This window comes from Kitasatospora sp. MY 5-36 (assembly GCF_001182915.1).
GTDB lineage: Bacteria > Actinomycetota > Actinomycetes > Streptomycetales > Streptomycetaceae > Kitasatospora.
This window is the reverse complement of sequence record NZ_LFVW01000450.1, coordinates 1-9,626: the sequence shown is the minus strand read 5'-3', so window position 1 is coordinate 9,626 and position 9,626 is coordinate 1. Positions and strand designations below refer to the sequence as shown.

The 9,626-nt window shown below is 74.4% G+C and carries 7 protein-coding genes and 1 pseudogene; 4 read left to right on the top strand and 4 right to left on the bottom strand.

Annotation, left to right across the window (positions count from 1 at the left end):
• A pseudogene (locus tag AE652_RS49305) lies at window positions 1–840 on the bottom strand (hypothetical protein); the annotation flags it as partial.
• Window positions 841–1,084: 244 nt separating this feature from the next.
• Between AE652_RS49305 and AE652_RS26390 the strand changes: the two are divergent.
• The 3 genes from AE652_RS26390 to AE652_RS26380 are packed head-to-tail and all read left to right on the top strand — an operon-like array spanning window position 1,085 to window position 3,783.
• The gene (locus tag AE652_RS26390) at window positions 1,085–1,996 is read left to right on the top strand and encodes a CoA ester lyase (RefSeq protein ID WP_063780272.1); all 912 of its coding nucleotides are present in this window, start codon (window positions 1,085–1,087) and stop codon (window positions 1,994–1,996) included.
• A 2-nt stretch (window positions 1,997–1,998) separates the two neighbouring features.
• A complete protein-coding gene (locus AE652_RS26385; RefSeq protein ID WP_199823146.1) occupies window positions 1,999–3,234 on the top strand; it encodes an aminotransferase class I/II-fold pyridoxal phosphate-dependent enzyme in 1,236 nt (411 codons plus the stop codon).
• Window positions 3,235–3,252: 18 nt separating this feature from the next.
• The gene (locus tag AE652_RS26380) at window positions 3,253–3,783 is read left to right on the top strand and encodes a MaoC family dehydratase (RefSeq protein WP_049655810.1); all 531 of its coding nucleotides are present in this window, start codon (window positions 3,253–3,255) and stop codon (window positions 3,781–3,783) included.
• Between the two features lie 108 nt (window positions 3,784–3,891).
• Here AE652_RS26380 and AE652_RS26375 read toward each other — a convergent pair whose 3' ends face one another.
• Window positions 3,892–6,132 (bottom strand): MMPL family transporter, encoded by a 2,241-nt coding sequence (locus tag AE652_RS26375; RefSeq protein ID WP_049655808.1) that lies wholly within the window; start codon window positions 6,130–6,132, stop codon window positions 3,892–3,894.
• A 279-nt stretch (window positions 6,133–6,411) separates the two neighbouring features.
• Between AE652_RS26375 and AE652_RS26370 the strand changes: the two genes are divergently transcribed.
• Entirely contained in the window at window positions 6,412–7,683 is a 1,272-nt protein-coding gene (locus tag AE652_RS26370) for a sensor histidine kinase (RefSeq protein WP_049655807.1), read from the top strand.
• A 9-nt stretch (window positions 7,684–7,692) separates the two neighbouring features.
• On the opposite strand, the gene AE652_RS26365 is transcribed toward AE652_RS26370, so the two are convergent.
• Both AE652_RS26365 and AE652_RS26360 read right to left on the bottom strand, forming a co-directional pair.
• Window positions 7,693–8,673: a zinc-binding dehydrogenase gene (locus AE652_RS26365; protein WP_234348541.1), complete on the bottom strand. Its 981-nt coding sequence runs from the start codon at window positions 8,671–8,673 to the stop codon at window positions 7,693–7,695.
• Window positions 8,670–9,626 (bottom strand): peptide ligase PGM1-related protein (locus AE652_RS26360; protein ID WP_049655805.1); only part of this gene is annotated, 957 nt, incomplete at its 5' end. The genes AE652_RS26365 and AE652_RS26360, both read right to left, overlap by 4 nt.

Below are 9,626 nucleotides of genomic sequence, written 5' to 3'. Positions count from 1 at the left end.
CGCCACCGGCAGCCCGTCCGACGCCCCGTCAGGATCGCCCGCGGCGGTCGCCACCAGCGCGTCCAGGAAGCGCGCCCGCTCGGCGGCGTCCCGGCAGCGGGTGCGCAGCTGCTCGGCCTGGTCGACCACCAGGACCGGGTCCCCGGCCGTCGGTCCGGACCCGCCGCGCCTCGTCTCCCCGGCCCGCTGCCCGAGCCGGGCGAGCGCGAGCGCGTACGCCTCCATGGGTCGTTCACCGGGGGTCAGCAGCGCCACCGGGACACCGCCGTCGGCCGGGGGCCGGCCCGCTCCGCCCCCGGCCCCGGGTCTCCCGGTGGTGGCGCCGGTGACGGCACCGGTGGCGGCGGGCGCGCCGAGCCGGGCCAGCAGACCGGCTCTGACCAGCGAGGACTTGCCCGCCCCGGACGGCCCGGAGACGATCACCAGCCGCCGTTCGGCCAGCAGGGCGACCAGCCGGTCCAGCAGCGCCTCGCGGCCGAAGAACCGCTCGGCGTCGGCCGCCTCGAACGCGGCCGCGCCCGGGTAGGGGGCCCGTCCGACGTCCTGGGCGCGCCGCCGGGCGCACTGTTCGGCGGCCAGTTCGGCGGCGAGCAGCTGCCAGCGGTGCCGCCACTCCCGCACGTCCCCGCCGCAGGCCTGCACGTAGGCGAGGGTGACGGCGAGGCTGGGCAGCCGCCGCCCTCCCGCGGCCACCGACAGGCTGGCCGCCGAGCAGTGTGCCCGCAGGGCGAGTTGACGGTACGGCGGACGTCCGGCGCGCTCCCGCAGGGCCCGCAGATCGCCCGCGAAGCGCAGCAGCGGCCCGTCCCCGGGGTCCAGTGGACTTTCCCGACGCGGCACGACGGCCCCCCTTCTCCGTTGAAGCGGTGTCCTGAAACCTTGAGTGCCCACGCGCCACACGCGCCGCGTGCGCCTCGTGTCCATCCCCCCGTTGATTCATCATGCACAGGACCGTTGGCGTCAAACAATGGTGCGTACGGGTCGGTTGTTCCGAGTTGATGTTCAATGTCCAGCCGTACGGCGCCGAACAAAGCCGGTGGGATAGAACCGGAACCCGCAGCCCTCGCTGACTTCGGAGACATCCATGAGGTTCACGCGGTACTGCCGTTCCCTCCTGTCCACACCCGCGATGGCGGTGGAGCGGTACACCAAGAGCCACCAGTCCGGGGCCGACATCGCCATGGTCGATCTGGAGGATTCGGTCCCACCCACCCGGAAGGAGGAGGCCCGCCGGCTCGCCGAGGAGTTCTTCGCCCTCCCGTCCACCAAGCTCGCGCGCAGCGCGGTGCGCATCAACACGCTGTCCGGGCCCGACGGTCTGCGCGACCTGATCGCCATCGCCCGGTACCGGGTCAAACCGGACCTGGTCCTGATCCCGATGACGGAGTCCCCCCGGGACATCGAGATCGCCGCCGGCGCGCTCGGCGCGGACTGCCCGGAGACGGAGTTCCTGGCCGTCGTGGAGACCCCGCTGGGCATCGAGAACGCGCCCGCCGTCGCGGCCGCCGGGCACCGGCTGCGCGGGCTGGTCTTCGGCTCGGCCGACTACGCCTTCGCGGTCGGCGCCCGGCTCTCCTGGGAGGCCCTGGCCCACGCCCGCGCCCGGGTGGTCAACAGCGCCCGCGCCGCGGGGGTGGAGGCGATGGACGCGCCGTTCTTCGAGGTCACCGACCTCGACGGGCTGCGCCGGGAGGCCGGGCTCGCCCGGGACTTCGGGTTCAGCGGCAAGATCGCCGTCCATCCGCGCCAACTCGAGCTGATCAACGCGACGTTCAGCCCCGACGAGGAGCTGCTGGAACGCGCCCGCCGGGTGGTCGCGGCGGGCCTGGAGAACGGCCGCTCGGTCACCGTGGTGGACGGCGTGATGGTCGGCATGCCGTTCTTCGAGGCCTCGCAGCGCCTGATCGAGCAGTTCGACCCGCCCCGGCCCGGCGGACCGCACGACCCGCAGCACCACGCGCCCACCGACACCCCGAACCACACGACGGAGAAGTGACGATGACCGAAGAATCCATCCTCGGCCCGCGCCGGTACCGCAACGCCGAGGCCATGCTGGCGAGCGCCGACCCGGTCTGGCAGGCGGCCGCCGCCAACGGCCTGATCGGCGTCACGGTGGACTCGGAGTCCAACAACCGGCTGACGGTCCGCGAGACCGGCCACGAGTTCGCCAACATGGTCTCCTGCTCGTACCTCGGCCTGAACAACCACCCCGCGGTCCTGGCCGGCGCGGTGGACGCGCTGACCGAGGCCCGCGGCACCTCGCTGGTCCTCTCCACCACCAGAATCCGGCACAACCTGCTGGTGCGGCTGGAGGAGGAGCTCGGCGAGCTGTTCGGCGCGAACATCCTGCCGGGGGCGTCCTGTACCACGCTCACCGCCGGCATCCTGCCGCTGATCGCCTCCGGCCACCTGGACGGCACCTGCCAGGGCGGCGGCGGCCCCCGGGTGATGGTCTTCGACCGCTTCTGCCACTTCTGCATGGCGTACATGAAGCCGATCTGCGCGGACGAGTCGCTGGTGCTGACCTGCCCGCACAACGACCTGAACTACCTGGAGGACATCTGCCGCAAGTACCCGCGGGTCGCCTACGTCGCCGACGGCGCCTACTCGATGGGCGGCACCGCGGCCCTCGACGGGCTGCTCGAACTCCAGGACCGCTACGGGCTGTTCCTCTACATCGACGACTCCCACTCGCTGTCCATCGCGGGCGAGCGCGGCGAGGGCTACGTCCGCTCCCGGCTGGAGATGAACCCGCTGACGGTGATCACCGCCAGCCTCGGCAAGGCCTTCGGCACCAGCGGCGGCGTCGCGATGCTCGGCAACCGGGAGCAGTTCGAGTTCCTGCACCGGCACGCCGGCCCGATCGGCTGGTCGCAGAACATCCCGCTGCCGATGGTCGGCGCCTCGCTGGCCAGCGCCGCCATCCACCGCTCCCCCGAACTGGCCGAGCTCCAGGGCGCGCTGGCCCGCAACATCGAGCTCTTCGACGAGCTGCTGCCGACCACCTTCGCGGGCAACGGCCTGCCGGTGCGCCGGGTCGACGTCGGGGAGGCCGAGCGGGCGGTCAAGCTGTCCGCCCAGCTCTTCGAGCGCGGCTTCTACAGCTCCGCGGTGTTCTTCCCGATCGTGCCCAAGGGCGAGGCCGGACTGCGGCTGATGCTGCGCGCCGACATGGACGAGCGGCTGATCCGCGAGTTCGCCGGCCACGTCAAGGAACTCACCGCCGACCTCTAGGACCCGGGAGCAACCGCCATGGAAGGAACCGAACCCGCCGGCTACCGGCGGATCGGCGAGCGCCGCTACCGCGAGGTGGTCGGCCGCTACTACGAGGAGTTCGAGGTCGGCGAGGTGGTCGAGCACCGCCCCGGGCGGACCGTCACCGAGCTCGACAACGTGCTGATGAGCATGCTGAGCATGAACGACGCCCCGCTGCACATCGACGCCGCCTACAGCGCCCACACCCCCTGGGGGAAGCCGATCGTCTCCAGCCTGGTGACGCTCAGCATCGTCGGCGGGATGACCGCCCGCTCGACGAGCGGGCGCACCATCGCCAACCTGGGCTGGGAGAACATCCGGATGACCCACCCGGTGTTCACCGGCGACACCCTCTACGCGGAGACCGAGACCCTCGCCAAGCGGCTCTCCAAGAGCCGCGACGGGCAGGGCATCGTGAGCTGCCGCACCACCGGGACGAAGTCCACCGGCGAGCCCGTGGTGGTGTTCGACCGCAGCTTCCTCGTCCCGCTGCGCGGCCACGGCCTGGACGAGGTCGCCGGGTACTGACGCCGTGCCTCGTCGTGGCGCGGCACCGGGCCCGGCGGCTGAAGCCGTCGGGCCCGGTGCCTCCGGACGCCCGGTCCGGATCGGGTGCGGAGCTGCCGGCGGGCGCCCTCAGCGGCCCGGCGTCAGCCGGTAGGGGTCCGGGGCGGAGCCCATGTCCGGCTCCGGCTCGTACGCCCCGTCCTGCGGGTGGCGGCGGGCCGCGGCGCGCCCCGGGCGGACCGGCCACCAGATGCCGCGGCCGAACAGCGCGGCCAGCGCGGGCACCAGCACCACCGACAGCAGGAAAGCGGAGAGCAGGATGCCGAGCGCCAGCGCGAAGCCGACCTGACGGCTCGCCGGGGTGGCGGCGAGGGTGGCGAAGGAGCCCGCCAGCACCAGGCCCGCCGTCGCGATGGCCGGGGCGGTTTGCCGCACCGCCCGGGCCACGGCCGCGCGGGCCGGCCCCGGCTGCTCCATCTCCTCCCGGATCCGGTCGCTGATCAGGATGTTGTAGTCGGTGCCGAGCGCGACGACGAACAGGAACAGCACCAGCGGGAGCGTGAAGTTGACGCCCGGCTTGTCCAGGCCGTGCTGGAAGAGCAGCGCCGAGGCGCCGAGCGTGGCCGCGAAGCAGAGGCCGACGGAGACCATCAGGACCACCGGCGCCAGCAGGCTGCGCAGCAGCATCAGCAGGATCAGCGCGATCAGCGCGGCCGCGACCGGGAAGACGAGCCGCAGGTCGTGGTCGACGGCCTTCGAGATGTCGGCGAAGACCGCCGGGGTGCCTCCGACATGGGCCGTCGTCCCGGCGGGCGTGTGCGCGGCGACGGCGGCCCGCAGCGGCCCCGAGACCACGTCACGGGCCTGCTGGGACTGCGGGTCCGCGGTCAGGTAGAGGTCGATCCGGGCGGCCCGCCGGTCGTCGGCGAGGGCGGTCCCCGCCACCTGCCCCACGCCCGCGACCTGTCCGAGCGCGCGGGACAGGCCGTCGAACCGGTCCGCGCTGAGCGTGCCGCCGTCCTTGGCGGTGAGGTAGACGGTGGTCGGGTCCGACACACCGGCCGGCAGCGCGCGGGAGATCTCGGCCGCGGTGGCGGCGGCGGCGGTGCGCGGGCCTTCGGCGCCCTGGCCGTAGTCCATCCGGATCCCGACCGTCCCGAGGGCCAGCGCGCCCAGTGCGGCGACGGAGGCCACCGCCAGGGCCAGCGGCCGGCGCGCCACCAAACCGCCCAGCCGGGCCGACACGCCCTCGCGCGGCCGGCTCTGGAGCGCACGGGAGGGCCAGAACATCCCGCGTCCGCAGGCCGCCAGCAGGGCGGGCATCAGCGTCAGGCTGCCCAGCAGCATGACCAGGACCGAGACGGCGATGGCCGGGCCGAGCACCCGGAACTGCCCGAAGCTCGCCACCCCGAGCGTCGCGAAGGCGGCCACGATGGTCAGCGCCGCCGAGGTGATCGCCGTGCCCACCCGCCCCGAGACCTCCGCGGCCACGACCCGGACGGGCGTTTCGGGTCGCGCCCGCAGCTGCTCGCGGAAGCGGAACAGCAGGAACAGCAGGTAGTCGATCCCGATGCCGATCAGGACCACCTGGATCAGCGACGGGGTGCTCGGGTCGATCCTGATCCCGGTGAGCATCGCGGCGCCGACCACCGCGCCCAGTGCCACGCCACCGATCAGGGCGACCGCGAGCAGCGGCAGCAGGGCCGCCAGCACGCTGCGGAACACCAGCACGTTGAGCAGCACGATCAGCCCCATGGTGAGGGCTCCCATGACCTTCGCCATGGTCTTCCCGTCGTCCTTGGTGTCCACCGTGCCGGCCAGGCCGCCGGTGAAACCGGTGCGCAGCCCCGCTTCGTCGAACTGGGCCCGCGCCGAGTCCCGGAAGGCCCGGAAGAGGTCCTGCATCCCCGGCTCCTCGGGGTTGCCGACCAGCCCGACGGAGAGCAGCTCGAAGCTCTTGTCCGGTGCCACCATCGCCGGGGCGACCGTGGGGGTCTGCGAGTGGTCCCTCGCCAGGAAGGACGGCCCGTCCTCCTCCTTGGGCTTCGGCATGGTGACCCGCTGCCGGCCCAGCTTCTCGGCCAGGGTGCCGATCCGCTGGTGGTCCGCGGCGCTGAGCGGGCCGCCGTCCGAGCGGGCGACCAGCACGGTCACCGTGTCGGCGTCGGGCTTCACCCCGAACCTGTCCTCGGCGATCTTCAGCGCGGCGGCCGAGTCGTAGCTCGCGGGCAGGAAGTCGCCGACCCGGGTCTGCGTGACGCGGAAGATCAGCGCCCCGCTCAGGGCGGTCAGCGCGACACCCAGCACCGTCCAGAGGGCGATGACCTTCCATGGGTTTCTCGTCGAGAATCCGGTCAGGGCGCGGATCAAAGTGTTCTCCTGCGTATCGACTTGCGGGTGGACTCGGCACCGGGTTCCCGGCCGGTCTCCAGACGATCACGCGGCACCCCCCGGATTCGTCCGGGCACAGGATGAACGGAGGCGGGGCCCCAGGGTCCGGCAGCCGTCCGGGACCAGGACCGTGGTCCCGGTCCCGGACCCGCCTCAGGGGCCCCGTCGCGGCCGGTCGGCCGGTGCCAGAATGGGTCGATCACCACAGCCCGGCCGCGCCGCACCGGTCCGGCGGGCCACGAGCAGGGAGACGCACAGATGCGCCGGCGCCGACACCCCGAGCAGCCGATCTCCGGCGGGCCGCCGGCCTCCGACAGGCTGCCGGGCGCCGACAGGCCGGAGGGCGGCGACGCGGTGCCGTGGACGCGTGACGACGCGCTGGTCGCCGTCGCCGCGGCCGCCCTGGACCTGGTCGGCTACTCGCTCGGCAGCGTGAGCGGCGACGGTGGGCCCGGACGCGGCGGTGCCACGGCGCTCGGCGTCGTCCTCATCGTGCTGCCGGCCCTGCCGCTGCTCTTCCGGCGCAGCCACCCGGTGTCGGCGCTCGCGGCCGTACTGGCCCTGGGCGCGGCGGAGAACCTCTCCGCACCGCCGTCGACCCACTTCGGCTTCGCCCTCTCGGTGGCCCTGTACTCGGTGGCCAGGGTCCGCACCGCCCCGGTGACGGCGCTGATGTCCGGCGCGACGGCGGTGGTGACGCTGCTGAACCAGAGCCACGGGCGGCTCCCCACGGGGGCGAACGTCCTCTCCGCCGTCCTCGCGGTCGCGGTCGTGGTCGGCACGGCCGTCGTGGTCAACCGCTGGCAGCAGCAGGTGGCGGCCCACCGCAGGCTGCTCGCCGACCGCGCGGTGGCCGAGGAACGACGCCGCATCGCACGGGAGTTGCACGACATCGTGGCCCACCACATCACCACCATGCAGCTGATGGCCGGCGGCGCCCGGGCCAACCTCGGGGGCGACACCGAGGTGGTCCGCGACGCCCTGGTGACCCTCGAGTCCTCCGGGCGGATGGCCCTGCGCGAGATGCGCCAACTCCTCGACGTCCTGCGGGCCGACGAGGAGCCCGAGGCCGTGCCGTGCCCGCCCCAGCCCGGCGCCGACGACCTCGACCGCATCGTCGACGAGTCCCGGCTGGCCGGCCTGCCGACCGAGTTCGAGGTCAGCGGCCGCCCGCGACCGCTGCCCCCGACGGTGGGCCTGACCGTCTTCCGGATCGTCCAGGAGTCCCTCACCAACACCCGCAAGCACGCCGGCCCGGCCAGTGCCCACGTCCGGCTGACGTACCGTCCGGACCGGGTCACCGTCGAGGTGCGCGACGACGGCGCGGGCACCGGGACGGGCCCGGCCGGGGCCGCGGGCGGAGCCACCGCCGGGGCGGCGGCCCGGTCCGGGCACGGCCTGATCGGCATGCGCGAACGCGTCACCCTGCACGGCGGCACGCTGGAGACCGGCGGGCTCGCCACCGGCGGCTACCGGGTGGCCGCCAGCCTGCCGCTGGCCCCGGGCGAGGCGGAGGAGGCGCTCCGCTGATCCCGGTCCTCACTCCTCGCGGTGGACGTCCACCAGCACCTTGCCGATGGTCTCCCGCGCGGCCATCGCCCGGTGCGCCCCGGCCACCCCGGACAGCGGGACGGTCCGGTCGATCCGCGCCACCACCCGCTTCTCGGCGGCGAGCCGGAACAGGTGGTCGGCGACGCCCTCGAACAGCGCCCGGTCCGTCAGCACGTGCTTGAGCCAGAAGCCCTGGGCGCCCGCCGAGCGCTCGGTCAGCTCGCCCATCGTGAAGGCGTCCTCCACCCCGCCGCGCGCCCCGACCGACACCAGCCGCCCGAAGGGCGCCAGTCCGGCCAGCCCGGCGCGCAGCACCGGGCCGCCGACCGAGTCGAGGAACAGGTCCAGCCCGCCCGATTCCGCGAGCCGCCCGGCCAGGTCGGGGTCGGCCGGGTCGAGCACGGTGTCGGCGCCCAGCGAGAGCAGGTACTCCCGCTTCTCCGGGGTGGAGGACAGGGCGACCACCCGGCTCGCGCCCAGCTCCCTGGCCAGCTGCACCGCCAGGTGCCCGACCCCGCCGGCGGCCGCGCTCACCCCGACGGCGTCGCCCGGCCGCAGCCGCCCTGCCAGGGTCAGCGCGCCGTAGGCCGTCGCCCCCTGCTCCAGCAGCCCCAGCGCCTGCTCGTCGTCCACGCCGTCCGGCACCTCCACCGTGTGCGCCGCCTCGGGTGCGGCCACGTGGGCGTACCCGCCGCCGGTGCGCAGCAGCGCGACGACCCTCCGGCCGTCCTCCCGGCGCCGCCCGACCACGTCGACGCCGAGCACCGCCGGCAGCGGGAACCTGAGGTACTCGCCGGTGCGGCACTCCAGGTCGGCGTAGTTGAGCCCGGCCAGGGTGACGTCGACCAGCACCCGGCCCGGGCCGGCCTCCGGTTCCGGCACCGTCTGGACGCTCAGCTCCTCCGGGCCGCCGTAGCGGTGGATCAGCGCGGCGCGCATCATTCCGTTCTCCTCCAGGTCGGGACTCATCCGGCGAACAGCGCGAGCAGGGCGCCCTCCAGGGCGCGGGCGGCCTCCGGGCCCTCGGCGACCGCGCAGTACATCACCGAGCCGTCGGCGGGCCCGAAGTCGGAGCTGAACAGCACGCCGGTGCCGCTCTCCCGGTCGAAGGCCAGCCCGGCCGCGCCGATCGCCGCCACCGCCTCGGCGAAGGACGGCACCTTGAGGCCGGCCAGCTCCAGGAGGTGGCGCGAGCCGCGGTGCTCGGGGCGCAGCAGGCGGCCGGCGTAGGCGTGGTGCAGGTGGCTGGAGCCGGTGAGCCGCGCGTTGGTCTCGTGGAAGTAGATCTCGCCCTCGGGGGTCAGCACGGCGTCCGCGCTGACCGTGCCCCGGTAGCCGATCACCCGCAACGCCTCGCACAGCCGGGCGGCCTCGCGGACGAGTTCGTCCCGCGCTCCGGCATCCGGGGTGACCGGCGGGGTGATCTCCCCGACCACCACCGGCCGCATGACCATCTCGCCGCAGCCGGAGAGCACGGCGCCCGTGTCCCCGATGACGAACTCGGCGTACAGCGGCGCCGAGTCGGCGAAGTACCGCTCCACCACGACCCGCTGGCCGCGTCCGCCGGTCAGCCAGGTCCACCGCTCGGCCACGTACGCTGCCACCGCCGCCCGGTCCGGCAGCGGCACCACCCGCTCGGCGCCGACCGGCTCCACCTTCTCGTCCCGGGCGAGGATCTCGTTGCCGAGGCCGCCCGCCTGGTACTCGACCTTCACCATCACGCTGTGCCCCCGCGCCAGCAGGTCCTCGATCGCGGCCTCGACCTCCGCGGGCGAGCCGGCCACCCGCCCGGGCGGGATCGGCACCCCGGCGCCGGCGGCCAGCGCCCGGAACCCCGCCTTGCTGTTGACCAGGGCGTTGCCGCCCTGCGCGGCGAAGGGCCGGCCGGGCATGGCGTGCCCGATCCCGAGCGCGTCCGCCAG